At 67.5% G+C, this 26,421-nt stretch carries 18 protein-coding genes and 1 pseudogene; 10 read left to right on the forward strand and 9 right to left on the reverse strand.

Annotated elements, in window-relative coordinates; genetic code table 11:
• Positions 1-84: 84 nt before the first annotated feature.
• A complete protein-coding gene (gene cydB / locus ACZ9YD_RS10290; RefSeq protein WP_465075122.1) occupies positions 85-1,104 on the reverse strand; it encodes a cytochrome d ubiquinol oxidase subunit II in 1,020 nt (339 codons plus the stop codon).
• A complete protein-coding gene (locus ACZ9YD_RS10295; RefSeq protein WP_465075123.1) occupies positions 1,104-2,501 on the reverse strand; it encodes a cytochrome ubiquinol oxidase subunit I in 1,398 nt (465 codons plus the stop codon). The genes cydB and ACZ9YD_RS10295 overlap by 1 nt, the downstream gene beginning before the upstream one ends.
• 181 nt (positions 2,502-2,682) lie before the next feature.
• Here ACZ9YD_RS10295 and ACZ9YD_RS10300 point away from each other — a divergent pair, with 181 nt between their 5' ends.
• From ACZ9YD_RS10300 to ACZ9YD_RS10315, 4 genes are all read left to right on the forward strand, one after another.
• Positions 2,683-5,043 carry a S9 family peptidase gene (locus ACZ9YD_RS10300; protein ID WP_465075528.1) on the forward strand — a complete coding sequence of 787 codons (2,361 nt, stop codon included), beginning with the start codon at positions 2,683-2,685 and terminating at the stop codon, positions 5,041-5,043.
• Complete coding sequence (locus ACZ9YD_RS10305) at positions 5,040-5,516, forward strand: hypothetical protein (protein ID WP_465075124.1); 477 nt, start codon at positions 5,040-5,042, stop codon at positions 5,514-5,516. The genes ACZ9YD_RS10300 and ACZ9YD_RS10305 overlap by 4 nt, the downstream gene beginning before the upstream one ends.
• Before the next feature lie 61 nt (positions 5,517-5,577).
• Positions 5,578-6,489, forward strand: coding sequence for an oxygen-dependent coproporphyrinogen oxidase (gene hemF / locus ACZ9YD_RS10310; protein WP_465075125.1), 912 nt, complete (start codon positions 5,578-5,580; stop codon positions 6,487-6,489).
• Positions 6,490-6,493: 4 nt separating this feature from the next.
• Positions 6,494-7,174 (forward strand): RluA family pseudouridine synthase, encoded by a 681-nt coding sequence (locus tag ACZ9YD_RS10315; RefSeq protein WP_465075126.1) that lies wholly within the window; start codon positions 6,494-6,496, stop codon positions 7,172-7,174.
• Between the two features lie 316 nt (positions 7,175-7,490).
• On the opposite strand, the gene polA is transcribed toward ACZ9YD_RS10315, so the two are convergent.
• Positions 7,491-10,235: a DNA polymerase I gene (gene polA, locus ACZ9YD_RS10320; RefSeq protein ID WP_465075127.1), complete on the reverse strand. Its 2,745-nt coding sequence runs from the start codon at positions 10,233-10,235 to the stop codon at positions 7,491-7,493.
• A gap of 218 nt (positions 10,236-10,453) precedes the next feature.
• On the opposite strand from polA, the gene ACZ9YD_RS10325 reads away from it, so the two are divergent.
• The 4 genes from ACZ9YD_RS10325 (at position 10,454) to ACZ9YD_RS10340 (ending at position 14,366) form a co-directional block, all read left to right on the forward strand.
• Complete coding sequence (locus tag ACZ9YD_RS10325; protein ID WP_465075128.1) at positions 10,454-11,239, forward strand: DUF3667 domain-containing protein; 786 nt, start codon at positions 10,454-10,456, stop codon at positions 11,237-11,239.
• 24 nt (positions 11,240-11,263) lie between these two features.
• A complete protein-coding gene (locus ACZ9YD_RS10330; protein WP_465075129.1) occupies positions 11,264-12,928 on the forward strand; it encodes a TPM domain-containing protein in 1,665 nt (554 codons plus the stop codon).
• Positions 12,929-13,021: 93 nt separating this feature from the next.
• Positions 13,022-13,318: a DUF2782 domain-containing protein gene (locus ACZ9YD_RS10335; protein ID WP_465075130.1), complete on the forward strand. Its 297-nt coding sequence runs from the start codon at positions 13,022-13,024 to the stop codon at positions 13,316-13,318.
• A 4-nt stretch (positions 13,319-13,322) separates the two neighbouring features.
• Positions 13,323-14,366 (forward strand): oxidoreductase, encoded by a 1,044-nt coding sequence (locus ACZ9YD_RS10340; protein WP_465075131.1) that lies wholly within the window; start codon positions 13,323-13,325, stop codon positions 14,364-14,366.
• 70 nt (positions 14,367-14,436) lie between these two features.
• On the opposite strand, the gene ACZ9YD_RS10345 is transcribed toward ACZ9YD_RS10340, so the two are convergent.
• On the reverse strand, positions 14,437-16,524 hold the full coding sequence (locus ACZ9YD_RS10345) for a S46 family peptidase (RefSeq protein WP_465075132.1): 2,088 nt from the start codon (positions 16,522-16,524) through the stop codon (positions 14,437-14,439).
• A 182-nt stretch (positions 16,525-16,706) separates the two neighbouring features.
• On the opposite strand from ACZ9YD_RS10345, the gene ACZ9YD_RS10350 reads away from it, so the two are divergent.
• Together ACZ9YD_RS10350 and ACZ9YD_RS10355 are read left to right on the forward strand one after the other, a co-directional pair.
• Positions 16,707-16,952, forward strand: a complete 246-nt coding sequence (locus ACZ9YD_RS10350; RefSeq protein WP_465075133.1) for a hypothetical protein — start codon at positions 16,707-16,709, stop codon at positions 16,950-16,952.
• Positions 16,953-17,048: 96 nt separating this feature from the next.
• Positions 17,049-17,228 (forward strand): hypothetical protein, encoded by a 180-nt coding sequence (locus ACZ9YD_RS10355; protein WP_159680720.1) that lies wholly within the window; start codon positions 17,049-17,051, stop codon positions 17,226-17,228.
• A 78-nt stretch (positions 17,229-17,306) separates the two neighbouring features.
• Here ACZ9YD_RS10355 and uvrD read toward each other — a convergent pair whose 3' ends face one another.
• The 5 genes and pseudogenes from uvrD to ACZ9YD_RS10380 all read right to left on the reverse strand — a co-directional run bounded on the left by uvrD (position 17,307) and on the right by ACZ9YD_RS10380 (position 26,366).
• Complete coding sequence (uvrD, locus tag ACZ9YD_RS10360) at positions 17,307-19,487, reverse strand: DNA helicase II (protein ID WP_465075134.1); 2,181 nt, start codon at positions 19,485-19,487, stop codon at positions 17,307-17,309.
• Positions 19,488-19,529: 42 nt separating this feature from the next.
• Positions 19,530-21,674 (reverse strand): putative bifunctional diguanylate cyclase/phosphodiesterase, encoded by a 2,145-nt coding sequence (locus ACZ9YD_RS10365; RefSeq protein WP_465075135.1) that lies wholly within the window; start codon positions 21,672-21,674, stop codon positions 19,530-19,532.
• A 487-nt stretch (positions 21,675-22,161) separates the two neighbouring features.
• Positions 22,162-22,944, reverse strand: a pseudogene (locus tag ACZ9YD_RS10370) (hypothetical protein); the annotation flags it as partial.
• Between the two features lie 69 nt (positions 22,945-23,013).
• Complete coding sequence (locus ACZ9YD_RS10375; protein ID WP_465075136.1) at positions 23,014-23,664, reverse strand: TIGR00645 family protein; 651 nt, start codon at positions 23,662-23,664, stop codon at positions 23,014-23,016.
• A 368-nt stretch (positions 23,665-24,032) separates the two neighbouring features.
• Complete coding sequence (locus ACZ9YD_RS10380; protein ID WP_465075529.1) at positions 24,033-26,366, reverse strand: GH92 family glycosyl hydrolase; 2,334 nt, start codon at positions 26,364-26,366, stop codon at positions 24,033-24,035.
• Positions 26,367-26,421 lie beyond the last annotated feature (55 nt).

Below are 26,421 nucleotides of genomic sequence, written 5' to 3' on the forward strand. Positions count from 1 at the left end.
CGGAAACACGCTGGATTGTGCGGCATATCCACGGACTTGGGTATCGCATCGCGCGCCCGCTGCGGAAATTCGACAACGCGGGGTTCAGTGATAGCCGGCGTCGGCGGCCACCTTGCCGCGGAACACGCGATACGACCACGCGGTGTAGCCGAGGATCAGCGGCAGCAGCACGACCAGTCCGACCAGCACGAAGCCCTGCGACGACGGCGGCGACGCGGCCTCCCAGATGCTCAGCGACGGCGGCACGATGTTCGGCCACATGCCCAGCACCAGGCCGATGAAGCCCAGCCCGAAGAAACTCAGCGTCAGCAGGAACGGGCGCGCGTCGCGGCCCTCACGCATCGCCGCGCGCCACAACCAGATGGCATTGACCAGCGCCAGCACCGGCACGGGCGACAGCCACCAGAAATTGCCGTCTTCGAACCAGCGCGCCATGATCTGCGAGTCGAGAAACGGCAACCACGCGCTGACCAGGCCCATGAACGCGGCGACCACCAGCACCAGCGGGCGGGTTGCCTTGCGCGCCATCTGCTGCAGACGGCCTTCGGTCTTGAGGATCAGCCAGCCGCTGCCGAGCAGTGCATAGCCGAACACCACCGCCGCGCCGGTCAGCATCGAGAACGGACTGAACCAGTCGAGCGCGCCGCCTGCGTACTTGCCCTCCTCCAGCGCCATGCCTTCGACCAGCGCGCCCAGGATCACACCCTGCGCAAACGCGGTCAGCAGCGAGCCGAGCGCGAACGCCACGCCCCAGAAACGCTTGCCGCGCTGCGCCTTGAATCGGAACTCGAACGCGACCCCGCGGAACACCAGTGCGATCAGCATCAGCAGCACCGGCAGATACAACGCCGACAGCACGATCGCGTAGGCGCGCGGAAACGCCGCCAGCAGGCCGGCGCCGCCGAGCACCAGCCAGGTTTCGTTGCCGTCCCAGATCGGCGCCGCGGTGGTCATCATGTGGTCCAGCTGGTCGCTGTCCTCCGCGAACGGGGCCAGCACGCCCAGGCCCAGCACGAAGCCGTCGAGCAGCACGTACATCAGCACGCCGAAGCCGATGACGCCGAACCAGATCACCGGCAGCACGGTCTGCAGGTCGAGGTCCATCAGTCGTCTCCCACCGGGCCGTCGGCCGCCGAGATCGGCCGCATCGGCGTGCGCTCGCCCTCATCGTGATCCGGGCCGTCGTCGAAGGGCTGTGGGCCCTTCCTGATCATCTTGAGGATGTAGCCGCCGCCGGCGCCGAACACCACCGCGTAGGCGATGACGAACGCGACCAGCGAAATGATCACGCTGGTGCGGTCGATGTCGCTGACCGCATCCGCAGTGCGCAGCAGCCCCTGGATCGCCCAGGGCTGACGGCCGAGCTCGACGACGAACCAGCCCGCCAGCACCGCGATGAAACCGCTCGGCGCCATCAGGCGCCAGCTGTTGAGCAGCCAGGTCGATTCGATCAGCCAGCGTCGTCGCCACGCCCACAGCGACACCACGGTGAGCAGCAGCATCGCCATGCCGATGCCGACCATGACCCGGAATGCATAGAACACCGGCGTGACCGGCGGCCGCTCGTCGCGTGGCACCGCGGTCAGCGGCGCGATGGTGCCGTCCCAGCTGTGAGTCAGGATCACGCTGCCCAGCCGCGGAATCGCGACCTCGTAGTCGTTGCGTTCTTCCGCCACGTTCGGCACGGCGAACAGCACCAGCGGCACGCCTGCACCCGGCTCGCTGTCGTGCCAGTGCGCTTCCATCGCCGCGAGCTTGACCGGCTGCATCTCGCCGGTCTTCAGGCCATGCAGATCGCCGACGAAGATCTGCAGCGGCACGGTGATCGCTGCGAACGCGACCGACAGCTTGAGCATCCGCGTGGCCGCATCGACGTGATCACCGCGGCGCAGGTACCACGCCGCTACGCCGCCGATGACGAAGCACGTGGTGATGAACGACGCCAGCGCCATGTGCGCCAGCCGGTACGGGAACGAGGGGTTGAAAATGATCGCCATCCAGTCGGCCGGATGGAACACGCCATCGATCAATTCATAACCCGCTGGCGTATGCAGCCAGCTGTTGGCCGAGAGGATCCAGAACGTGGAGATCAGCGTGCCCACTGCGACCAGGCACGTCGACAGGAAATGCAGTTTCTCCGACACCCGTCCCCAGCCGAACAACATGACGCCCAGGAAGCTCGCCTCGAGAAAGAACGCGGTCAACACTTCGTAGCTCAGCAACGGCCCGAGGATATTGCCGGCCGCAATGCTCAGCGCCGCCCAATTGGTGCCGAACTGGAAACTCATCACGATGCCCGACACCACGCCCATGCCGAACGACACAGCGAAGATCCGCATCCAGAAGAAATAGAGCTCGCGCCAGACCGGCTCGCGCGTGCGCAACCAGCGGTACTCCAGGAACGCCAGCCAGCTCGACAGGCCGATCGTGAAGGCGGGAAACAGCACATGAAACGAAATCACGAATCCGAACTGAATCCGCGACAGCAGCAGGGCGTCCAAGCGGGGCTCCGGTGTGGCAGCGCACAGCCAGTCTGCGCGCGCGCGTGTGAAAACAGAATGCGGCATCGCGTCGCGCGGCCCAGGGTCGCAGCTCGACCATGACCTTCGCCAGAGCGGATGACATGGCCCTGCCCGTTACACTCGGCCTCCTTTTCCGTCATGGAACCGTCGAATGCGTCGACTGCCGCTGAGCTGGGTGCTCGCCTGTGCCCTCGTTTCTCCTGCCGCCCTGGCACAACCGGCGCAGCCGCTGACGATGGAGCGGATCATGGCCGATCCGGACTGGATCGGTGCCCCGGTCGAAGGCGCGTGGTGGCGCTGGGATGGCCAGGCCGCCTACTTCACCCAGAAACGCGCGGGCAGCAATGTCCGCGAAACGTGGAGCCAGCCGCTCGCGGGGGGCGCATCGGCTCGCGTCGAAGACGGCGCGCGCGGCGATCTCGACGCGCAGAACCCGATCACCGACGCCACCGGCACGCGGATGGCGTTCCTGCGCAATGGCGATCTGTTCGTGCGCGATCTGCGTACCGGCGCCTTGACCCAGATCACCCGCACCGAGACCCAGGAAGCGCAGGCGCAGTGGTCGACGACCGGCGGCCTGGTCTGGCGTGCGGGCAATGACTGGTTCGGCTGGGACGCGCAGCGCGGCACCACGCAACTCGCGAGCCTTAAGGCCGAGGACGACCCGGCCAAGCCGCCCAAGGACGACGACCTGCGCGACCGCCAGCTGCGCATGATCGAAACCCTGCGCGTCGAGCGCGACCGTCGTGATGGCGTGCGCATGCAGAACGAGACCTGGCGCCGCAGCGATGCCACGCGCGCGCCCGGCCCGGTGTTCCTCGGCAAGGACGTCACGATCGCCGGCAGCGCGCTGTCGCCGGCCGGCGACCGCCTGATCGTCGCGACCACCGCCAAGAGCGGTGATGAAGGGCGCGAGGGCAAGATGCCGCGCTACGTCACCGAGTCCGGTTACGAAGAATTCGAGGACGTGCGCACGCGCGTCGGCCGCAACGATCCGCTGCCGCACACGCTGTGGCTGGTGGACGTGGCCAGCGGTCAGGCCCGCGAGCTCGACACCGATACCCTGCCCGGCATCGGCACCGATCCGCTGGCCGATCTGCGCCGCGCCGCCGGCAAAGACGCACTCAAGGGCAACCGCCCGGTGCGCCTGGAACTCGACGGTCGCGGCGGTGGTGGCGGTGCGATCCGCTGGAGCGACGACGGTCGCAACGTCGCGCTGTCGATCCATTCGATCGACAACAAGGACCGCTGGCTCGCCACGGTCGATCTGGCCGACGCCACACTGCACAGCCGTGACCGCCTGACCGACAAGGCCTGGATCAACTGGGATTTCAACGAGTTCGGCTGGCTGCCCGACAACCGCACGCTATGGTTCCTGTCGGAAACCTCCGGCTACGCGCATCTGTATCTCAACGACGGCGGCCGCTCGCGCGCGCTGACCTCGGGCCAGTGGGAAGTGTCCTCGCCGGTGATGTCACGCGACGGCAGCCGCTTCTTCTTCCTGTGCAACCAGCAGTGGCCGGGGCGCTACGAGGTCTGCAGCGCGAACGGCGGTACCGTCAGCGAGCTCACGAAGACCGGCGGCATCGAGGACTTCGCGCTGTCGCCCGACGAGACCCGCCTGTTGCTGCGCACCTCCAGCAGCTACACCCCGCCGCAGCTTGCGGTCGCCGATGTCGCCGGCGGCGAAGTGCGCGTGCTCACCGACACCCGCACGGCCGAGTTCAAGACGCACGACTGGCTGCAGCCCGAGTACGTGCAGATTCCCTCCAAGCACGGCGCCGGCAATGTCTGGGGCAAGTTCTACGCGCCTGAGAATTACGAGCCGGGCCGCAAGTATCCGGTCGTGCTGTTCGTGCACGGCGCCGGCTATCTGCAGAACGTCAGCGACCGCTATCCGAACTACTTCCGCGAGCAGATGTTCCACAACCTGCTGGTGCAGCAGGGCTACATCGTGCTGGATCTCGATTTCCGCGCGTCCGCCGGCTACGGCCGCGACTGGCGCACGGCGATCTACCGGCAGATGGGCCATCCGGAACTTGAGGATTACCTCGACGGCATCGACTGGCTGGTCGACAACCACCAGGCCGACCGCGACCGCGTGGGCATCTACGGCGGCAGCTACGGCGGCTTCATGACCTTCATGGCGCTGTTCCGCGAACCCGGCGTGTTCAAGGCCGGCGCCGCGCTGCGCCCGGTCAGCGACTGGTCGCAATACAACCACAGCTACACCGCCAACATCCTCAATACGCCGGACATCGATCCCGAGGCGTATCTGAAGTCCTCGCCGATGGAGTACGCCGACGGCCTGCAGGACAATCTGCTGATCGCACACGGGATGATCGACGACAACGTGTTCTACAAGGACTCGGTGATGATGGCGCAGCGCCTGATCGAGCTGCGCAAGGACAAATGGGAACTGGCGAGCTACCCGCTCGAGCGCCACGCCTACCAGCACCCGGCCTCGTGGTACGACCAGTACCGCCGCATCTATGAGCTCTTCGAGCGCACGCTGAAATGACCGCACCCGGCCCGTTGCCGGCGGTCGAGCTGCTGCGGCCGTCGCCGTGGAAGATGCTCGCGCTGCTGGCGATCTGCGCCGGGTTCGTGTGGATGGCGGTCGTCATCGGCGAGCGCCATCTGCTGATCGCATGGCTGTGCGGTGGATTCTTCGGGCTGTGCGCGCTGGTCGCACTGGTGTCGCTGCTGCCCGGCGCCAACCACCTGCGGCTCGATGCCGATGGCATCGAGTTGCGCTCGCTGTTCCGGGTCACGCGCTGGGGCTGGCGCGACGTCGTGCGCTTCGGCCCGACACGCGTGGGCCTGCACACGATGGTCGGCATCGATTTCGCCGACCACGTGGATGCAGCGGCGCGTTTGCGCCGCGTCAATCGCGGACTGACCGGCTTCGATGGCGCCCTGCCCGACACGTTCGGACACAAGGCGTCCGTCCTCGCGGCGAAGCTGGAAATCTGGCGCCAGGCCCACGCCTGAGCGCAGCGCCGCATCGACCGGGATCCATGCCGCCACACCGGCGCCGCCTACAATGCGGACCATGAATGATTTCGACACCGTCCGTGACTATCTGACCGGCCTGCAGGACCGGATCTGCCATGCGATCGAAGGCGCCGACGGCCGCGCCCGGTTCGTCGAAGACCTGTGGCAGCGGGCAGAAGGCGGCGGGGGTCGCACCCGCATCCTGCGCGACGGCGCGGTCTTCGAGCAGGCCGGCATCGGTTTCTCCGATGTCTCCGGCACGGCCCTGCCGCCGTCGGCCAGCGCCAACCGTCCGGAACTCGCAGGCGCCTCGTGGCGCGCCTGCGGCGTGTCGCTCGTGTTCCATCCCCACAATCCGCACCTGCCGACCACACACGCCAACGTGCGTCACTTCCGCGCCATGCGCGACGGCGAAACCGTGGCCTGGTGGTTCGGCGGCGGCTTCGATCTGACGCCGTTCTATCCGGTCGACGAAGACGTGCTGCACTGGCACCGCACCGCGCGCGCGCTGTGCGAACCCTTCGGCGGGCAGGCGCGCTACGACGCCCACAAGCAATGGTGCGACGACTACTTCTTCCTCAAGCACCGCAACGAAACGCGCGGCGTCGGCGGCCTGTTCTTCGACGATCTGCATGGGGATTTCGACAACGACTTCGCCTACATGCGCGCGGTCGGCGACGGCTTCCTCGATGCCTACCTGCCGATCGTCGAACGCCGCAAGCATGCGCCGCATGGCGAGGCCGAGCGCGAGTTCCAGCTGTACCGACGCGGCCGCTATGTCGAGTTCAACCTGGTCTACGACCGCGGCACCCTGTTCGGCCTGCAGTCGGGTGGCCGCGCCGAATCGATCCTGATGAGCCTGCCCCCACGCGTGCGCTGGGAGTACGGCTTCAGCCCGGCGGCCGGCAGCGACGAGGCGCGCCTGGCCGACTATCTGCGTCCGCGCGACTGGCTCGCCGAGCTGGCGTGATCCTGTGAGCGCGTCCGACGACGCCACCCGACCGGACGTCGCGCCCGACGGCCTGCAGGTACTCCACGCGGACGATCACCTGCTGGCCTTCGACAAGCCCAGCGGCCTGCTGTCGGTGCCCGGCCGCGGCGCGGACAAGCAGGACTGCCTCGCGACCCGTGTCCTCGCGCGATGGCCTGACGCGCGCGTGGTGCATCGGTTGGATCAGCCGACCTCGGGCGTGATCGTGCTGGCACGGGGCCTGGACATGCAGCGCGCGCTCGGGGATGCGTTCGCCGAACGCCGTGTCGACAAGCAGTACGTCGCCGTCGTCGACGGCTGGCCCGACGCGGATGCCGGTACGATCGACCTGCCGCTGCAGGCCGACTGGCCGAACCGGCCGCGCCAGCAGGTCGATCGGGTGACCGGCAAGCCCGCCCGCACGCACTGGCAGGTCCTGTCACGCACGCGGGCTGCCGACGGCACGCCCTGCACCCGCCTCGCATTGACACCCGATACGGGCCGCACCCACCAGCTGCGCGTGCACCTGCAGGCGATCGGTCACCCGATCCTCGGCGATGCGCTCTACGCCTCGCCGGAGGCATGCGCGCGTGCGCCGCGCCTGCTACTCCATGCCGGATCGCTGACCGTGACGCATCCGGTGACCGGCGCGTCGCTGCGCATCGCGTGCCCGGTTCCGTTCTGACGCTTCGTCGGCAGGCGCGCTCCACCCACCGGCGCGGCAAATTCCGGACATAAAAAAGCCCCGCAGGCAGGGGGGGCCTACGGGGCTCGGGGAACCGGGCGCGGGGAGACGCCTGATGGTTCCGGTCGATCACTCCAGGGGAGGAAGCGATCTGTCGACAGACCTTGCATCTGTCGAGGGACATAAGACCATTTCGCGAATGGATGAATCGTGAAGATTCCGGTTAATTTTCTGTTGGATTCAGGCCGCATTTACTCAGCTTTCGAGCACATACCCGCACCGCCAAACGCGGCACATTTCGGATGACGAACGGGTCTCAATGCGCCTCGTCCCAGTTGTCGCCGATGCCGCTGTCGACGACCAGTGGCACACGCAATTCAGCCGCGGCGGTCATCCGGGAAACGACCTCCGCCAGCAGGGTGTCGACGAAATCCAGATCTGCCTCGAATACCAGTTCATCGTGCACCTGCAGGATCATCTTCGCGCGATCCGCGTGATCGGCGATCCAGCCGTCGATCGTGATCATCGCGCGCTTGATGATGTCGGCCGCGGTGCCCTGCATCGGCGCATTGATCGCGGCGCGCTCGGCGCCGGCGCGCTGCGCAGGGTTCCCCTTCTGGATGAAGTCCAGGGTCAGCCGGCGGCCGAATACGGTTTCGACGTAGCCGGTCTCGCGTGCCTGCAGCCGCGTGCGGTCCATGAAGTCGCGAACGCCCGGGTATCGCGAGAAATACAGCGCGATGTAGTCCTGCGCCTCGCCGCGGCCGATGCCGAGATTGCGGGCCAGACCGAAGGCGCTCATGCCGTACATCAGGCCGAAGTTGATCGCCTTCGCCGCGCGGCGTTCGTTGCCGGTGACCTCGTCCAGCGGACGGCCGAAGACTTCCGCCGCGGTCGCGCGGTGGATGTCGACGCCGGATTCGAATGCGCGCACGAGGCCCGGATCCTCGGACAGGTGGGCCATGATCCGCAGTTCGATCTGCGAGTAATCGCAAGCGATCAGTTTGCGACCCGGCGGTGCGACGAAGGCGCGGCGGATGCGGCGGCCGTCATCGGTGCGGATCGGAATGTTCTGCAGATTCGGATCCGACGACGACAACCGCCCTGTCGCCGCGCCCGCCTGGTGATAACTGGTGTGTACGCGGCCGGTATCGGCGTTGATCATCTCCGGCAGCTTGTCCGTGTAGGTGCTGCGCAGCTTCGCGAGACCGCGGTATTCGAGAATCACGCGCGGTAGTTCGTGCTGGTCGGCGATCGCCTCGAGGGCTTCTTCGTTGGTGCTCGGCTGGCCCTTGGGCGTCTTGACGACTGCCGGCAACTTCAGCTCGTCGAACAGTAATGCACCGAGCTGCTTGGGCGAATCGAGATTGAAGGTGCGGCCGGCAAGTTCGGTCGCCTTCTGCTGCGCAGCGAGCATGCGCTTGGACAGGTCCGCGCTCTGCCGGCGCAGTTCGTCGGCATCGACGCGCACGCCATTGGCTTCGATGCGTGCGAGCACCGGCACCAGCGGCATCTCGATGTCGGCGTACACGCGTGCCAGACCCGCATCGGCCTCGATCCGCGGCTTTATGACGCGGTGCAGCCGCAGGGTGATGTCGGCATCTTCGGCGGCGTACGTCGACGCGTCGTCGATGGCGACCTGCGAGAACGAGATTTGCTTGGCGCCCTTGCCGGCGACGTCCTCGAACTTGATCGTGTCCATGCCGAGGTGACGCTTGGCCAGCGAGTCGAGATCGTGGCGGGCGATGCCCGCATCGAGCACGAAACTTTCCAGCAGCGTGTCATCCGCGTAACCGCGCAGGTCGACGCCATGCCGGCGCAGCACGTGGATGTCGTACTTGCCGTGCTGGCCGAGCTTGCGCTTCGCAGGATCTTCCAGCACGCCGCGTAGCGCATCGAGCACCAGAGCGCGATCCAACTGCGCCGGTGCGCCCGGATAGTCGTGGCCGACGGGAATGTAGGCAGCGCGGCCCGGCTCGATCGCGAAGCTCAGACCGACCAGGCCTGAACGCATCGCATCCAGCGCATCGGTTTCGGTGTCGAACGCGAACTCGTCGGCGGCCTGCAGCTGCGCGACCCAGGCATCGAGCTGCTCGCGCGTCATCACCGTCTCGTACTCGCCCGGCACCGACAGCGCGGGATCGAGTGTCGACGGCGGCGCGGGCATCGCAATCGCGCCGGCACCTGCAGGCGCAGCGCCCGTATCGCCGGATGCGGCGTCGAGATCCTTCAGCGCCTGGCCGAAGCCGTAGCGCGCGTACAGCACGCGCAGGGCGTCGATCGCACGCGGGCGCAGGATCAGCGTTTCCGGACCACCATCGAGCGCGACGTCGGTCTTGATCGTCGCCAGCTCACGGCTCAGCGGAAGCTGGTGCAGCGCCTCACGCAGGTTCTCGCCGATCTTGCCCTTGATGTTGCCCGCGTTCGCAATCACGCCATCGAGCGATTCGTATTCGGTCAGCCACTTCGCGGCGGTCTTGGGTCCGCACTTCGGCACACCGGGAATGTTGTCGATGCTGTCGCCCATCAGCGCGAGCAGGTCGACGATCTGGTCGGCGCGGACGCCGAACTTCTCGCGCACGGTGTCGTCGCTGTCCATGCGGCTGCCGCTCATCGTGTTGACGAGGGTCACGCGCGGGCGCACCAACTGGGCGAAATCCTTGTCGCCGGTGGAGATCGTCACCTCGATGCCGGCGTCGGCAGCCTGCAGCGCCAGCGTGCCGATGACGTCATCAGCCTCGACGCCGGCAACGCGCAGGATCGGAAAGCCCAGCGCCTCGACGATTCCGCACATGGGTTCAACCTGCGCGCGCAGTTCGTCAGGCATCGGCGGACGATTGGCCTTGTACTGGTCGTAGAGATCGTCGCGGAAGGTCTTGCCGGGCGCATCGACGACGAACGCCGCGAAGTCCGGCGCTTCCTTCAAGGTCGCGCGCAGCATGTTGACGATGCCGAACAGCGCGCCGGTGGGTTCACCGTCGGCATTGGTCAGCGGCGGCAGCGCGTGGAACGCGCGATACAGGTACGAGGACCCGTCAATCAGGATGAGGCGTTTCGTCATCCGGGGATTCTAAGGGGTCCATCGTTCGGGCCGCGTTCGAATCGGAGCCCCGGATGCGGCTGCGTGGCGCGGGGCCGCGACCGACGCGCACTGACAGAATCCGAACATCGCGTCGCGATAATCCGGCCCATACGGGGAGTCTGTATGCGCATGTCCTGCCAGGGCTGGTCGAATCACCGGTGTCACGCCATCCGCGGCCCGGACGCGTGGTCGGGCCGATGACGCGTCCGGACGGCGTGCCGCCCGCGACCGACTGGACAGCAGGCACCGTCTGCCGCAACTGCGGCGCCGCATGGGGCGGCGAAGGTCCCTACTGCAGCCAGTGCGGACAGAAGGCGGCGCAGCGCCTGCAGCTGGGCGATCTGCGCCGGGAGACCTGGGAGAAGTGGCGGCTGTTCGAACTGTCGGTCGCGCGCACTGCCGGCCGTCTGCTGCTGCGCCCCGGCACTGTGGCCCGCGAATACGTGGCGGGTGCGCGCGTGCGTCATGTGCATCCGCTGAAACTGCTGCTGGTCTGCGTCGCGCTGCTGTTGCTGGTGCTCAATGCGAGCGGCTTCCTGCGCGTGGGCGGGGTCGACTATCGCGATGCGATGGCGATGATGCAGCGCTACGCCAACTGGAGCTTCACCCTCGGCTTTTTCGCGGTGGTCGCCAGCACGGTGCTGGTGTTCGGACGCCGCCGTTACAACCTTGTCGAACACATGGTGCTGGCCGCCTATGCATCGGCCGTGATCATCGTGCTGAATCTGGTCAACCAGCTGCCGCTGCTGGCGATGCGCGATCCCGCGCTGGTGCTGCCCTGGCGCGAGGCGGCCAAGTGGTACATGTACGCCGTCAAGGCCGTGGTACTGGCCCTCGCCTTCCGGCAGTTCTTCGAACTCGATCTGCGCCGCGAATGGTGGCGCCTGGCGCTCGCGCTGGTGGTGTTCATCGCGATCGACTGGCTGCTGCGACGCGCCTACGCCCATCTCATCGTTGCGATCGTGCTCGCGCGAACGCCCTGACTTCACGCTACCAGAGGAATCGTCATGTCCCGACGCCTGCCGCTCCGCTCGTTCCGTCCGCTGCCGGTGGCATTGCCGCTGGCCCTGCTGCTGGCCGCCTGTGGAGATCGCGAGGCGACGCAGCCCGCATCCACCGCGTCAGGCGCTGGCGATACACCCGACCGCGCTGAGCTGGTCGAGCAACTCGCCTCCACGCTGCAGGCCTGCTCCTACGACGGCCGTCCCGAACTGCTCGATCCGGCGACGCTGACCGGCGACGCGCCGGCCGACTGCCGCTCGATGGTCGAACAGGTGATGGGCTTCACCGGCCTGCCGCAGAACTTCGTCGTGACCGAAGGTCCGGTCGCGAATGCGGCGGCGGTGATCCTGTTCGACGAACAGAAGATTCCGCAGCGCGTGATCGCGTTCAACCGCAATTTCCTCGGCGAGGTGCGCGCGGCGACGAACGACAATCCCTGGGCGCCGGTCAGTATCATGGCGCACGAGATCGGCCACCATCTGTCGGGCCACACGATCACCGGCACCGGCAGCCAGCCGCCGATCGAGCTGGAAGCCGACAAGTTCAGCGGTTTCGTGCTGCAGCGCATGGGCGCGAGCCTGGCCGATGCGCGCAGCGCGATGACGTCTCTGGGCGCCGACCACGTGACCGCGACCCACCCCGCGCGCAGCGATCGTCTCGCGGCGATCGGCGACGGCTGGATGGAAGCCTGCAGCCAGGCGGGCCGCGCCGACTGCCGGGGCGGCACCGGCACGGGCACGCCGCCTCCGCAGACCATGCCGTCTCCGCGCAGTGCATCCGTGCGACTGCCGGCGCCGTCCGCGAAGACCATTCCGTTCAAGTACGGGCGTTTCGTCGTCGACGAAACCGGACGACTCGATCCCGAACTGCTCAAGGGCCTCGATACCGCGCTCTACGATCTCGCGCAGAAGCAGGGCATCGAACTGGCGCTGCTGGTGGTCGACGATCTGCATGGCATGAGCGCGCAGGACTATGCATGGGCGATGCTGCGGCAGTTGCGGATCGGCAAGCTCGATCTCGGCAATGGCGGCGTGTTTGTCGTCGCACCCGGCCAGGGCACGTCGGCGGTGGCATTCGCGCCGGGCATCGCCAAGCAGCTGGAGTTCGCCGATCCGGTGAAGCAGTTCGATCGCTGGATCAACGAATCGTGGCAGCGCGACTGCCAAGACGCGGATGGTTGCGGCATCTCCAGCCGGAGTCTGCTCGGCATCGTCGAGTCGCAGGTGCGTTCGCTGACCAGCAGCGGCGTGCAGTTCCAGATCCGCTTCCAATCGATCCAGGAGGTACTGGATTTCTCTGCCGCGCGCCTGGCCGAACGTCGTGCTGGCCGCGCCTGGGATGACAAGCGCGACCAGGCGCTGGGCTCGCTGACCCGCTTCACGGCCACCGTCACCGATCTGACACCCGAACCCGAGCAGCTCAAGGTCAACGAAAACGTGGTGCGCGACGGCCGCTGGCGGGCCGTCGTGGTCCGCACGGAGGACGGCAAGGACACCACGCTGTATCTGCAGCCGCAGACCGAACAGCTGATGCCGGGCGGCAGGCTGGAGGTCGGCAAGCGCTACAGCTTCGTCGGCGAGCTGATGTCGACCGGTGCGTTCCACACCGACCAGGGCGTCCTGCAGGGCAATGTGCAGCTCTGGCTCTTCAGTTACGACCCGCTCGACTGAGCACGACGGTCGTTCGCGGACGCCGCGTCCACGTCGGCATCCGCGCGCCACGCGCATACTGCGACTTCAATCTCCGACACAGGGAAATCCGTCATGACACGTCTCAGAATCGCGCTGCTCGCCGCCTGCCTGGCCGGGCTGTCCGCCTGCGCGACGACTGGCGGTTCCGGCCTGCCCGACGGCGTGCCTGCCGATGCCGAGCAGGTGACCCGCACCGAGTCCAACGGCGACCAGATCACCGAGTACCGCATCTCCGGCCAGCTGCGCGCGGTGCAGGTCGTGCCCTCGCGTGGTCCGGCGTATTTCCTGTACGACCGCAACGGCGACGGGAGCATCGACGGCGATCGCGACGACGTGCCGCAGACCTACTTCAAGCTGTTCGGCTGGTAAGACCGTGGGCGAGGCCCTGCGGGTCGCGCTGGTCGGCTATGGCCTCGCCGGCCGCGTGTTCCATGCGCCGCTGATCAAGGCGACGCCGGGGCTGGCGCTGCACACGGTCGTGTCCAGTGACGCGGGCAAGGTGCATGCCGACCTGCCCGACGCGCGTGTCGTCGCGGATCCGCAGACCGCGTTCGACGATCCTGCAATCGATCTCGTCGTCATCGCCTCGCCCAACGCGACACATGCGCCGCTGGCCAGCGCGGCGCTACAGGCCGGCAAGCATGTCGTCGTCGACAAACCGTTCGCGATCGATCTGGCACAGGCGCAGACCGTCGCCGCGGCAGCACGCGCGAGCGGCCGACTGCTCGGCGTGTTCCACAACCGTCGCTGGGATGCCGATTTCCTCGCGCTGCGTACGCTGATCGAGGCCGGCACGCTGGGCGACATCGCCGAAGTCCATTCGCATTTCGATCGCTTCCGCCCGACCGTGCCCGACCGCTGGCGCGAACGCGCGGGTCCGGGCGCGGGGCTGTGGCTGGATCTCGGCCCGCATCTCGTCGATCAGGCCCTGCAGCTGTTCGGTGTGCCGGATGCGGTGCAGGCCGACATTGCGATCCAGCGCACTGGCGCGGAGGTCGATGACTACTTCCATGTGGTGCTGCGCTATCCACGGCTGCGCGTGATCCTGCATGCGGGCGCACTGGTGCCGGGCGCAGGCTTGCGGTTCGCCGTGCACGGCACGGGCGGCAGCTGGTGCAAGCACGGGCTCGATCCGCAGGAAGCCGCGCTGCGTGCAGGCGGCGTGCCGGGCGGGGAGAACTGGGGCGTCGATCCAGCGCCCGGGCGGCTGCTGCGCGTCGACGCGGACGGCGCGCTGCACGACGCACCATCGCCGACGACTGCCGGCGATTACCGCGCGTTCTATGCCGGCATCCGCGATGCGATCCGCGACGGTGCGCCGCCACCTGTGACCGTCGATGAAGCACTCGATGTCATGCGCGTGCTGCAGGCGGGCATCGACAGCGCGGCGAACGGGCGTGTGGTGGCGCTGTCGTAGGCGCCGACGCATATGCGAACGGCGCCCCGAATCCGGGACGCCGTCCTTTTGACGCGATGACGGAACGCGCTTACTTCTGCAGCAGCTCACCCACCAGCGCGTCGGCACCGTAAACCGACTTCAGCGATTCGATGATCGCCGCGCTGTGCACCGACACCGTGCGGTTGAGCTTGGGGTCGTACCAGAAGCTGCCGCCCAGTGAATGGATGTTGCCGTCGAACGCGAGGCCGATGACCTGCGCGTCGCGGTTGATCACCGGGCTGCCGGAGTTGCCGCCGATGATGTCGTTGGTGCTGACGAAGTTGAAACGCGTGTCCTGTGCGATGCGGCCTTCCGCGTCCAGCCAGCGCTTCGGCAACGCGTACGGCTCGGCGCCGGTGTTGCGCGCGAACACGCCGCCCATCGTCGTGAACGGTTCGATCGCCTTGCCGTTTTCCTCCCAGCCGGCGACATCGCCGTAGGACAGGCGCAACGTGAACGTCGCATCCGGATACACCGTGGTGCCGAGCTTCTCGAAGCGCACCTTGGCGATCTGCGTGGCGGCGCGCGATTCGATCGACGCCACCTCCGACTCCTGCCGCTGCCGCAGCGCACGTGCCGGCGCATCGACTGCGCGGGCCAGACGGATAAAGGGATCGTCCGAGGCCTCGATCGCCGCGGCGCCTCCGTTCCACAGACGCTCGCGTTCGGCGACGTCGGCGAGCTTCGAGCCTTCGACGAGTGCCTGGGCGACCTGCGCGGGCGACTGCGTGCCGAGCACGGACTTCACCAGCGGATCGTCGGTGCCCAGCAGTTCGCGGAACTTGGTCAGCGACCAGGTCAGCTTGGCGATCTCGAACTCGGGATACACCGGCGCCTTGCTCAGCAGGGTCTGGCGCAGGCGGCCCTGACCGGCGTCCTGAAATTCCGGCAGACGTGCGTCATTCGCCTTCGCGCGCTCGGTGCCGCCGCGCACCAACGTGCGGGCGATGCCGAACAGGCGCGAGTCGAAACCGCGGCCCTGCTCAAGCAGCATGTACGGCACGGCGAGCTGACGCGCGACGACCTGCGCCGCTTCGACCTCGTTCCACGGCGCGGCGTCCACGCCGTCGCGCAGACGCGCTTCCTCGGCACGCTTGCCGGCGAACACCTGCGGGTCGAGCAGCGCCTGCAACTGTCCGCGGAACACCTTGTAGCTGTTGTCGGTGAACGTGAGATCCGACTGCGCCTGACGCGTGGCCTCCTCGTCGCTGCGGCCGTACTGGCCCAGCATTGCGCGGCGCTCGGCCAGCCACAGCAGGTTGTTGATCAGGCTGACGTCACGCACGGTTTCGAGCTGCGCGACGGTAAGCTGGCGCTGGGTGCGGCCCGGGTGGCCGGTGACCATGACCAGTTCGCCCGGCTCGGCGCCTTCGGGCTTGAGCGTGAAGTGGTGCTCGACGTTTGCCGGTTTGCCGTCCTCGTAAGCACGCAGCAGCGCGGCGTCGAGGTTGTAGCGCGGGAAATTGAAATTGTCGGGATCGCCGCCGAAGAAGCCGACCGAATACTCGGGCGTGAACACCAGGCGCACGTCGGAATAGCGGTGGTAGCGATAGAGATGCTGCTGGCCGCCGTTGTAGAGCTCGACGACATCGCAACGCGTCTTTGCTTCATCGTCGCCCACGCATTCCGACTCGATGCGGCTCTTCTCGGCGTTGCGTGCATCCACGTAGGCCTGGCCCTGCTTGCCTTCAGCCGCGCTGGTCAGCCGCCCGCTGACGTCGGTGATCGCGCGCAGCACGTTGAGTTCCTCGGCCGGGCACTGCAGCTCTTCACCGCGCGCATCGGCAACGAAGCCGTCGTTCTGCAGATCGCGTTGCGGCGAGGACAGGCCTTGCACGCAACCGACGACGCAATGCGCGTTGGTCAGCACCAGGCCGTCGGGCGAGACGAACGAACCCGAGCAGCCACCGGCCAAACGCACCGAGGACTGCATCGCATGGTCCACCCAGGCCTGGTCGGGCGCGAACTGGTACTGCGACTGCAGCGCGGCCTTGGGCAGGTTGTCGAGCGTCCACATGCCCTCGGCGGCGAATGCGGCGGGTGCCAGTGCAAGGGCGAGCAGACCACCGACCGACGCGGCCAGACGGATGCGTACCCGGGCGCGCGGCAGGACGGGCATGAAAGCGGCGAACGCCATGGAATCTCCACTCGAAGCGGCCGCGTCACGGCCATAGGCCGCCCAGCGTACGCGTACCCGTTGCCGCCGGCGTGGCCGGAAGGTCATGTTGGGCGGGCGGTTTGGCCTGCACGCCGCATTCACGTACGATCGGACCGCGCGCGACGCTACGGAGGGCTGTCGCCAGTCCCTCGAGGAGCCCAATGCATCCCGCCGATCGCCGCAAACCTGACCATCCCGACGCCGTCGCCCTCCGCGCTGGTCTGACGCCCGCGCAGACCAGCGCGATCGCCACGCTCGAGCAGTTCGGCTGGACGCTGCGATTCGTGCGCCGGCCGCTGTTCCGCGATCCGGTGCCCGTGTTGTTCGAAAAAAATGGGAGCCGCTGGGTCGTCGTCGACGGCGATGGCGGGCTCGACGAGAGCCAGAGCTTCGACATCCGCGACTGAGAGTCCCGGCCACAACGCCGATGGTTCAGCTGAATGCGGATGACCATCACGCGCGCATCGCTAGCATCCGGCCGTCTCTGACGACAGGAGCGGCCGATGTCTTCGTTTTCCATCTACCTCGTGGGCATGTTCGTTTTGATCGGCGGGCTTGCCTATGGCGCGCACCTCGCTGGCCTCGCGCCGCAGTGGATCGCCGTCGGCGTGATCGTGCTGCTGGGCCTGGGGATCGTAAAGGCGGTCTCGCGTACGCGTCGCCCGGATCCGCCGTCCGCCTGATCGAAGATACGGTGGCGCAGCCGCACGCTGCAGCCGTCGCTAGGCCTGCTGCGCGCGCAGCAGAGCGTTTGACGGCACTCAGGCGGGCTGCAGGTTGGCGTAGGCCATCACCAGCCATTTGCTGCCGGCGTCATCGAAATTGACCTGCACGCGCGCATGCGCGCCGTCGCCTTCGATATCGGTCACGGTGCCGGTGCCGAACTTCACGTGGCTCACGTTCTGGCCCAGCCGCACGCCCACCGACGGCGCGAGACTCGCGTGGCCGAAATCGCGCTGGCGTTGCGGGAACGAGGCGCGCGTGGCCTGCGCCTTCGGCCGCACTTCGTGCAGCAGCACCGGGGGGATCTCGCGCAGGAAGCGTGACGGCACGCCGAACATGTCCTGGCCGTGCAGACGTCGCGCCTCGGCGTAGGTCAGCACCAGCTTCTGTCGCGCGCGGGTGATGCCCACGTAGGCCAGCCGGCGCTCTTCCTCCAGACGCCCGCTTTCCTCGGCCGTACGTGCACTCGGGAACAGGCCCTCTTCCAGACCGACCAGGAACACGAGGGGAAATTCGAGACCCTTTGCGCTGTGCAGCGTCATCAGCTGCACGCCGTCCTCGCCCGCCTGGGCCTGGCTTTCGCCGGCTTCCAGCGAGGCGTAGGCGAGGAACGCGACCATCTCGGTCAACTGCGCGCTCTCCTCGTCGTCCCCGCGCACAAAGCGCGACGCCACCGACACCAGTTCGTCGAGATTCTCGACGCGCGAATCCGCACTGCCCTTGGATTCGTTGGCGTAGTGCACGCGCAGGTTCGAGCGTGCCAGCACATGGTCGATCTTGTCCTTCAATGACAGCTCGGCCAGCTCGAGGGACAACTGGTCGATCAGCTGCGCAAAGCCGGCCAGCGCATTGCGCGCACGCCCCGCGAGCACATTGCCCTGCGCGCTGCGGATCGCCGCCTCCCACAGTGGAATGCCCTGCGCGCGCGCCTGCTGGCGCACTTCGTCGAGCGTGCGCTCACCGATGCCGCGCGGCGGCGTGTTGACCGCACGCTCGAACGCGGCATCGTCGTCGCGGTTGGCGACCAGACGCAGATAGGCCAGCGTGTCCTTGATCTCGGCGCGTTCGAAGAAGCGCACGCCGCCGTAGACGCGGTACGGCACCTGCTCGGCGACCAGTTGTTCTTCCATCGCGCGCGACTGCGCATTGCTGCGGTAGAGGATCGCGATATCGCCATGCGAACCGCCGTCGCGGACCCACTGCAGCGCGCGCTCCACCACATACCGCGCTTCGTCGATCTCGTTGTAGGCCGAGTAGAGATCGATCGGATCGCCCTCGCCGCTGTCGGTCCACAGCTGTTTGCCGAGGCGCTCGGGGTTGTGCGCGATCACCGCATTCGCGGCGCCGAGGATGTTGGCACTCGAGCGGTAATTCTGTTCGAGGCGGATGGTCTCCGCGCCGGGATAGTCGTGCAGGAAGCGCTGCACGTTCTCGACCTGGGCGCCGCGCCAGCCGTAGATCGCCTGGTCGTCGTCGCCGACCACGAACACCTTGCCGGTCTCCCCCGCGAGCACACGCACGAAGGCGTACTGGATCGCATTGGTGTCCTGGAATTCGTCGACCAGCAGATGGCCGAAGCGCTGCCGGTAATGCGCGAGCAGCGCCGGCGTGTCGCGCAGCAGCTCGTGCGCGCGCAGCAGGATCTCGGCGAAGTCGACCAGACCCGCGCGGTCGCAGCGTTCCTGGTACAGCGCATAGGCCTTGCGCATGACCTCGGACCACTCATCCGCGCCGTCCTGGATGTGCTGCGGGCGGCGGCCCTCGTCCTTCTGTGCATTGATCCACCACGCGATCTGCCGCGGCGGGAAGCGCGCATCGTCCTGAAGTTCCAGCTGCTGCACGACGCGCTTCACCAGACGCAGCTGGTCGTCGCTGTCGAGGATCTGGAAACTCTCGGGCAGCTTCGCGTCCTGCCAGTGCAGGCGCAGCAGCCGATGTGCGAGGCCGTGAAAAGTGCCGATCCACATGCCACGTGCACCGCTGCGCAGCTGCGCGTCGACGCGGTGACGCATCTCGGCCGCGGCCTTGTTGGTGAAGGTGACGGCGAAGATGCCGTGCGCGGGCACGCCGACGACCTCGTTCAGCCATGCGATCCGGTGGGTGAGCACGCGGGTCTTGCCGCTGCCGGCGCCGGCGAGGACGAGATAGTGGGCATCCGGCGCAGAGACCGCCTGACGCTGGGCGGCATTGAGGCCGTCGATAAGGTGTGACACATCCATCGCCGCATTCTACGCGGTCGATGTCGCCGGCCCTGCGACGGATCAGGCGCCGCCGGGGCGGTTGAGCAAGGCCAGCGCGTCCTCGAACGGCACCGGACGGGCGAACAGATAGCCCTGCAGTTCCTCGCAGCCGTGCGCGGCCAGCCAGTTCCATTGCAGGTCGGTCTCGACACCCTCGGCCGTGGTGCACAGGCCCAGCCGCTGCGCCATGCGGATGATCGCGTCGCAGATCGCCTCGTCGTCGGGATCGCGGCCGAGATCCTGCACGAAGGAGCGGTCCAGCTTCACCCGGTGCAGCGGCAGGCGTTTGAGGTAGGCGAGGCTGGAATAGCCGGTGCCGAAATCGTCGATCGCGATGCACACGCCGGCATCGCGCAATGTCGCCATGTCGCGGATCACGTTGTCCGGGCTGGCCATGACCACGCTCTCGGTGAGCTCGAGTTCGAGGGTGCCGGCCGGCAACTGGAAGGCCTGCAGGGCCGACAGTACGTCGTCGACCAGTCCCTGCTGGAACTGCGCCGCCGACACATTGACCGCGATCCGTAGATGGCCCCAGCCTTGCGCGGCGAGGATCTGATGATGGCGCGCGGCCTCGCGCAGCACCCAGCGCCCGATCGGCACGATCAGCCCGCTGTCTTCGCAGACGGTGATGAACGCATCAGGCGTCAGCAGACCACGTTCGGGATGCCGCCAGCGCAGGAGCGCTTCCATGCCGACCGGCCGGCGCTGCTGGTCGAACTGCAGCTGGAACGCGAGTTCGAACTGCTCGGCCTGCAGCGCATCGCGCAGCTGCGACACCAGCGCGAGACGCTCGCTGGCCTGCACGCCGAATGCCTCGCGATACGCGACGACGCAGTTCCGTCCCTGCTGCTTGGCCTGGTACATCGCCTGGTCGGCATGGCGCAGCAGCATTGCGGGATCATCACCATCCCCCGGGTGACGGCAGTAACCGATGCTGGGGGTGATCTGCAGCGACGCCGCGCCAATCTCCATCGGCTGCGACAGGGCTGCGAACACGTCCTCTGTCGCACGCGCCACCGCGTCGCGGTCGGCGGCGTTCATGACCAGCACGAACTCGTCGCCGCCGAACCGGCCCACGGTGTCGCCCGGCTGTACTGCGCCGAGCAGACGACGACCGACGGTGCGCAGTACTTCATCGCCGCTGGCATGGCCGAGGCTGTCGTTGATCAGCTTGAAGTCGTCGAGATCGACGAACACCAGACCGACGCAGCTGTCCTCGGCATCGGCGCGAGAAACGGCCTTGGCCAGACATTCCATCACCAGCTCGCGGTTCGGAAGCCCGGTGAGTTCGTCGTGCGTGGCGCGATGCGCGAGCGCGTCTTCCGCGCGGCGACGCTCGGTGATGTCGTTGAGAATGCCGACGAAATGCGTGAGTGCGCCGTCCTGGTCGCGCACCGGCGCCATGCGCAGCTCGTTCCAGAACGGCGAGCCATCGCGCCGGTAGTTGCGCAGCTGCACACGGACTTCGCGCGCCTGGGCAATGGCATCGCGGATCGCGCCGCGCGCGGCCTGGTCGCGCTCCTCGCCCTGCAGGAACCGGCAGTTGCGCCCGATGCTCTGCTCAGGCGTGTAACCGGTGATGCGCGAGAAGGCTGCGTTCACGTACACGATCGGTTGATCGGCGGCGCGCGCATCGGCAATGACGATGCCGTTCTCGGTGGCCTCCACCGCACGTCGCAACAGCCGCAGATCGGCTTCGTCGCGGCGCTGGCGCGTGACGTCGAGCATGCCGCCGACCGCGCGCACGCCCCGGCCCGCCGCGTCGCGCAGGATCGTGCCGCGGTCCTCGACCGAGGCGTATGTGCCGTTTTCGCAGCGAAGGCGGTACTGCGCGCTCCACTCGGTCACGTCACTCGCGATCGCGGCATCGAGATTCTCGGCGACGCGCGCGGCATCGTTGGGGTGCAACAGCGCCGTCCACTGATCGACCGTCGATGCATGCGTGCGCCAGTCCCAGCCGTACTGCGCAGTGAAGCCTTCGCTCCACCACAGGCTGCCAGTGGCGAGATCCCAGTCCCAGATCGCGTCGCTGGTGGCGCGCGCGACCATCTGGAAACGCGCCTCGCTGCGTTCGCGCTCGGCCTCCACGCGCTCGCGATCGCTGGTATCCATCACCAGCACCAGCCGCGCAGCGCGGCCCAGGAACTGCAGGCTGCTCGAGTACACGGTGACCGCGAACGTGCTGCCGTCGCGTCGCCGATGGCGGAATCGACGTCCGACGTCCGACGTGCGGCGCCGGTGCCCGGGCGAGTTCATGCCGGATGTCATCGCGGTCCATGTCGACGACGATCGCGTCGGCGTGGAGGGCCAGGAACGTGTCGCGCGCATAGCCGTACTCGGCGATCGCCGCGTCGTTGACGGCGAGCATCTGCAGCGTGTCGCGGTCGTAGACCAGTGCCGGCAGCGGATGGCGTTCGTAGAGATACTGGTACTGCACTTCGACATCGCGCATGCGCGTGGTCAGGTCGGTGATCGCGCCCGCCGAGCGTGCGATGTCCTCGCTCAGCGCACGCTCCCGGCGCGCGCCGATCATCAGCATCCGCAGACCGAAGAGCCACGCCAGCAAGAGCAGGATGGCGCCTGTCGCGAGCGCCGCCACGAACGCCCACCAGCCCGCAAGCAGGTCGTTGCGTCCCACGCCGACCGTGGCGATCAACGGGTAACGCGACAGTGCGCGGAAGCCGATCAGGCGCTGCGTGCCGTCGAGAGTGCCGCGCCCTTGCAGAAGTCCGGCATCGGCCAGATTGACGCCGTGCGTGAACAGCATTGACTGGCGGACATCGGTGCCGACGTACTGGTCGTCCGGATCGGAGCGCGTGACGATCTGGCCGTTGCGGTGCACGAAGGTCGCAGTGCCGCTACGGCCCAGATCAAGCTCGCGCAGCAGCGCATGCAGTGCGTCGACGCGCAGATGCCCCACCACCCAGCGGGGCGACCCGTCGGGACCGCTGGACACAGGCAATGCAAGCGGCAACACCCAGCCTTCGCCGTCTCTGGCTGGCAGCGGTTCGCCGGCCTGCAGCCGCGCACCATCCGCATCGGCTGGCGTCACGAAGACAGGCAGGGCGTCGACCAGCGCGAGATCCTGCAAATCAGGGTGTCGCGACAGCACGCCCTGCACCACGTCATTGACGAGCGCGCCGGTGGTATCAGCCCCTCGCTGCGGAATCGCGTCCAGGTCCGCGCCGATGCCGGTGAAGGCCCGATCGAGGTTGTCGAGTGTCAGTTCGAGATTACGCGCTAGACCGGCTGACATTTCCAGCACGTAGCGCTCGCCCGCTTCCTGGCGTACGCGCAGATCGTTCCAGGCCACGACCGAAGCCGCGATGCAGACACTGGCCACCAACAGTCCGCCGATCAGCAGCGCACGGTTGCGTCGACGCTGGGCAGGCGCGCCGTACGGCCGATTTTTCTTGCTGGCCCCTTCGTCCTGCATCGCGCAGCCCGACGTCCCCCTGTCACGGCACCATCGATGCTGCCACAGATAACGGTCCGGGCGTCGGCTTCAGTAGATGGCGTGCTCGCGCTTGGCGCTGCTGTTGGTCATCAGCCGGTCGGTGTAGGCGATGCCGATCGCCGAGAGAATGAAACCGCCATGGATGATGGTCTGCCACATCACACCGGCCTGGGTGACCTTGGTGCAGACCGGCGCGGCCAGCGACAGGCCGGCGGCAAGCGCCTGCGCATGCACGGTGGCAGCCGTGATGAAGTCCGCCGAACCGCAGACCGGCAGGCCGACTTCGCCGGCAGCGATGAAGGTCTTGAGCAGATGGATCGAAGAGATGCCGATGATCGCCATCGCCAGCTTGACCTTGAGCACGCTCGCGTTGACGTGGCTCAGCCATTCCGGCTGGTCCGGGTGGTTCTGCAAGCCCAGTCGCGAGACGAAGGTCTCGTAGCCGCCGACGATCACCATGACCAGCAGGTTGGAAATCATCACGACGTCAATCAGGCCCAGCACCAGCAGCATGATTCCCTGCTCGGTCAGCGTGTTGGCGTCGGTCACCAGATGCGTGAGTTCCTTGAGGAACAGGAACACGTAGACGCACTGCGCGACGATCAGGCCCAGATACAAAGGCAGCTGCAGCCAGCGCGACCCGAAGATGACGTAGGTGAGCGGGGTCATGCGCGTCGGCGCGTTGGGCTGGATCGACATGGCGTGGGGTGGAGCCTGAAAACGGTGCACGGAGCGTAGCGACCGGGCATGACTTTGCCAATCGCAGGATCTGGCGCTTGGCACAGGCTGGTGCGGGCCGTCATGACGCGCATCGCTGCCGATGCTGCAACGCAGCGCTTTCGCCGCGCATCGATGTGCCGAACCGCCTCACGGCGGGAATCGAGTCCTGCACCGCCCCCTTCGAATTGACAGCGTTGTCATGCACTGGGTACAACGCATTCCGCGGTGCCGTCCGGCACCGCGTCCGGGATCTGGGAGGGTCTGAGGATGTCGTCGACGCGCCTGGCGCGAACGGCGGACGCGGTGTTTGCCGCGCCGCCCGGTCACTGGTGGACTGCCCGGCGTGGTCAGCGTGCGGCAGGTGTCATCGAGTACGGCGCCTGCGCATCCCTGCCCGGCCAGGCCTGCGACGGTTCGGCCTGCATCGTGAAACGCAGCTCGCCGCCGGCGAGGATCTCGGCGTGACGCAGGAACGCGCGCTGCAACGGCTTGCCGTCGAGCGTAGCGCTGCCGATGTAGCCATGACCCTGTTCGAGTCCGTCGGCAATGACGGTGAACTGCTTGCCGTTCGGCAGCTTCAGCGTCGCGCGCGGCAGGAACGGCCGGCCGATCACATACTCGCCGCTGCCCGGCGCGACCGGATAGAAGCCCAGCGCGGTGAACAGATACCAGGCCGACATCTGGCCGAGGTCGTCGTTGCCGGCGAGGCCATCGGGCCGGTCGGCGTACTGCGTCTCCATGATCGTCTTCAGCCGCGCCTGCGTGCGCCAGGGCTGGCCAGCGTAGGCGTAGAGATACGCGACGTGGTGGCTGGGTTCGTTGCCGTGGGCATACCAGCCGATCAGGCCGGTGATGTCTTCCATGTGCTCGAAGATCGACGGGTCGACCTCGGCCTCGAAGGCCTGATCGAGCTTGCCCAGCAGCGCGTCGGCACCGCCGTGCGCCGCGGCCAGGCCGGCGACGTCGTGCGGCACGTACCAGGAGTACTGCCAGGCGTTGCCCTCGGTGTAGTCGGTGCCGTAACCGCTGGCAGTCGGATCGAACGGCGTGCGGAAACTGCCGTCGCGCTTCTTCGCGCGCATGAAGCCCGTGCCAGGATCGAAGGCGTTGCGCCAATTTGCTGCGCGGGTGTCGAATCGGCGCGCGATGTCGGTGCGGCCCATCGCCTGCGCCATGCGCGCGATCGTCCAGTCACCGTAGGCGTATTCGAGCGTCTTCGACGCGGCCTCGCCCTCTTCGTCGATCGGCACCCAGCCCAGTTCCATGTACTGGCGCAGGCCGTCGTAGGGACCGTAGGACGCGCTGGCGACCATCGCGTCGAGCGCGGCGTCGGCATCGAAGCCGCGGATGCCCTTGAGATACGCGTCGGCGATCACCGGCACCGCGTGGTAGCCGATCATCGTCCACGTCTCCTGCCCGTGGAACGACCACACCGGCAGGATCCCGTAGGGACTGTGGTGCCGGTGCGCGAGCAGCGAGTCGACGAAGTCGGCGTTGCGCTTCTCCGGCTGGACGATCGTCAGCAGCGGATGCAGCGCGCGATAGGTGTCCCACAGCGAGAATGTCGAGTAGTGGGCGAAGCCCTCGGCCGTGTGCACGGCCTGGTCCGGTCCTCGATAGCGGCCATCGACATCCATGAAAAGCGTGGGACCGAGCAGCGTGTGGTAGAGCGCGGTGTAGGCGCTGCGGCGGTCGGGCTCGGGTGCGTCGATGTCGAGCACCGACAACGCCTCGGTCCATTCGGCCTTCGCAGCACTGCGCACGCGGTCGAAATCGAAGTCCGGCACCTCGGCGTCGAGATTGGCGATCGCGCCGGCCTCGTCGACCGACGAGATCGCGACCTTGACCACGAGCGGCGCATCGAGCTTGCCGAAATCGAAGGTGCCGACCAGTTGCCGGCCTTCGATCTGCGCGCGTTCGCCCGGGCTGCGGTCGCCCGGCGGCGCGAAGCCCTTGTAGGCGATGTCGGTCTCGGTGTTGTGGAAGGCGTGTCCGGTCAGTGGGCGCGAGAAACGCATCGCGAAGTACAGCTGCCGGCCCGGCGCCCAGCCGCGGGTCTCGCGGAAGCCGGTGATCGTGCCGTCGGGCATCTGCCGCAGTCGCGACCACAGGATCTTGCCGGGGTAGTCGTACATCGACGTACGCAGGTCGAGCAGCACGCGCGCATCGGTGCCCTCGGGGAAGGTGTAGCGGTGCACGCCGGCGCGCGCGCTCGCGGTGAGTTCGGCACGCACACGCGAATCGTCGAGGGTGACGGCGTAGTACCCGGGCTGGGCGATTTCGTCGTCGTGGCGGAAGCGCGAGGCGTAGCCGCTGCCCGGCACTTCGGGATCACCGCGTTCGAGCGTCTCGGGGCCAGTGACCGGCATCAGCAGCACGTCACCGAGATCGGAGTGGCCGGTGCCGGAGAAATGCGTGTGCGAGAAGCCGACGATGCTGGTGTCGTCATAGCGGTAACCGGCCGCCCAGTCGTACGCCTGCGCGCGCGGCTGGATACGCGTGTCCGGGCTCAGCTGGACCATGCCGAACGGCACCGTCGCGCCTGGATAGGTGTGGCCCTCGCCGCCGGTGCCGATGAAGGGATCGACCGACGTGTACGCCTTGTCCCCCGCATCGCCCGCGTCCGCCAGCGCCGTGCCCGCGCCCAGCAGCGCGCCCATCGCGAATACCGCCTGTGCCATCGCCGTCCCCAGCTTCGCCATCGCATCCTCGTTTGGATCGGTTCAATTGGCGCGA

It is taken from the genome of Luteimonas sp. AC640a, assembly GCF_979256585.1.

Bases quoted from the DNA above. Each gene is read 5' to 3' on its own strand.
- cydB (WP_465075122.1), bottom strand. From the start codon at position 1,104: ATGGACCTCGACCTGCAGACCGTGCTGCCGGTGATCTGGTTCGGCGTC.
- ACZ9YD_RS10355 (WP_159680720.1), top strand. From the start codon at position 17,049: ATGTCTTCGTTTTCCATCTACCTCGTGGGCATGTTCGTTTTGATCGGC.
- ACZ9YD_RS10345 (WP_465075132.1), bottom strand. From the start codon at position 16,524: ATGGCGTTCGCCGCTTTCATGCCCGTCCTGCCGCGCGCCCGGGTACGC.
- ACZ9YD_RS10335 (WP_465075130.1), top strand. From the start codon at position 13,022: ATGACACGTCTCAGAATCGCGCTGCTCGCCGCCTGCCTGGCCGGGCTG.
- ACZ9YD_RS10330 (WP_465075129.1), top strand. From the start codon at position 11,264: ATGTCCCGACGCCTGCCGCTCCGCTCGTTCCGTCCGCTGCCGGTGGCA.
- ACZ9YD_RS10350 (WP_465075133.1), top strand. From the start codon at position 16,707: ATGCATCCCGCCGATCGCCGCAAACCTGACCATCCCGACGCCGTCGCC.
- ACZ9YD_RS10305 (WP_465075124.1), top strand. From the start codon at position 5,040: ATGACCGCACCCGGCCCGTTGCCGGCGGTCGAGCTGCTGCGGCCGTCG.
- ACZ9YD_RS10380 (WP_465075529.1), bottom strand. From the start codon at position 26,366: ATGGCACAGGCGGTATTCGCGATGGGCGCGCTGCTGGGCGCGGGCACG.
- polA (WP_465075127.1), bottom strand. From the start codon at position 10,235: ATGACGAAACGCCTCATCCTGATTGACGGGTCCTCGTACCTGTATCGC.
- ACZ9YD_RS10325 (WP_465075128.1), top strand. From the start codon at position 10,454: ATGACGCGTCCGGACGGCGTGCCGCCCGCGACCGACTGGACAGCAGGC.
- ACZ9YD_RS10375 (WP_465075136.1), bottom strand. From the start codon at position 23,664: ATGTCGATCCAGCCCAACGCGCCGACGCGCATGACCCCGCTCACCTAC.
- uvrD (WP_465075134.1), bottom strand. From the start codon at position 19,487: ATGGATGTGTCACACCTTATCGACGGCCTCAATGCCGCCCAGCGTCAG.
- hemF (WP_465075125.1), top strand. From the start codon at position 5,578: ATGAATGATTTCGACACCGTCCGTGACTATCTGACCGGCCTGCAGGAC.